At 65.6% G+C, this 1,210-nt stretch carries 1 protein-coding gene; it reads left to right on the forward strand.

Translation table 11 applies throughout. The annotated features are described in order from the left end of the window. Nucleotides 1–66 precede the first annotated feature (66 nt). Nucleotides 67–1,210: cache domain-containing protein (locus tag DYI24_RS26855; protein WP_502706387.1), on the forward strand; the 1,144-nt coding region annotated here is incomplete at its 3' end.

Genomic DNA, 1,210 nt, shown 5'->3' on the forward strand with positions numbered 1-1,210 from the left:
ATCGTCGCCGAACTTTTCCAGCTTGTGCAGCCGAGCTTCCTGCAGTTACAGGCGACACACGGCGTCGTGCAGATGCAATTCCATACCGCGCCAGCGACGTCGTTCCTGCGGCTGCACAAGCTGGAAAAGTTCGGCGACGATCTGTCGGCGATCCGCAAGACTGTCGTGGCCGTCAACGCCAGCGGCAAGCCGGTGAGCGGACTGGAGAATGGTGTCGAGGGGCTCGGTATCCGCGGTGTGGCGCCAGTGTTCAAGGACGGCAAGCCGATCGGTTCGGTGGAGGTCGGGATGACGCTCGGCAGCCGCTTCTTCGATGCTTTCAAGAGCGGCACCGGCGCTGACGTCGCCTTGTATTTGAAGACTCCCAACGGCTTCCAGCGATACGCCTCAACCTTCGAGACCGACCCGGTGATCGGCGCCGAGCAGATGGCGGCTGCGTTGCGCGATAAGTCGGCGCAGCAAGCGATGCATATCGGCTCGATGGATCAGACGATTATGCTGGCCCCGGTGCGTGATTATGCCGGCGAAGCCATCGGCGTCTCGGTACTCGGCGTCGACCGCAGCGCCTCTGTCAAGGCGATGCAGGAGGCGCGCGAATGGGCGCTGGCCATCGGTCTTGGGGTCCTGGTCCTGACGCTCGGGGCCGGCGCATTGCTCAGCCGCAGCATCTCGCGGCCGCTGCGTTCGCTCACAGAGGGAATGAACCGGCTCGCGAATGGCGATTTCACCGTGGTGCCGCCGGGGCTCGGCCGCAGTGATGAGGTCGGCGAAGTTGCCCACGCCGTCGAGATGTTCAAAGAGAAGGCGGTCGAAAAGGCCAAGCATGACGCCGAGGCGCAGGAAGCCGAGCGCGCCCGGATCGAGGATGCTCAGAAGGCGAAGGTCAACGAAGCGGTCGAGGCGTTCCGGTCTTCGATCGAGGACATGCTGCGTGCCGTGACCGACAACGCTGCGACGATGCGCAACAACGCGCAGTCGATCGACGACGTCGCAGCCGAGGCCTCCGGGCAGGCGGCGGCCGCCGCCGGCGCCTCGCAGCAGGCTTCGGAAAGCGTGCAGACCGTCGCGGCCGCGGCGGAGGAGCTATCGGCATCGATCGGCGAGATCGCGCGCCAGATCGCCAAGGCGACCGATGTGGTGCGGACCGCCGACAGCCGGACCGAGCGCTCAGTCAACGAGATTGAGGGGCTGGCGGCGGTCCGCACCACAT

Source organism: Rhodopseudomonas sp. BR0C11, from assembly GCF_010820945.1.
In the GTDB taxonomy this organism is placed as follows: Bacteria; Pseudomonadota; Alphaproteobacteria; order Rhizobiales; family Xanthobacteraceae; genus Rhodopseudomonas; species Rhodopseudomonas palustris_H.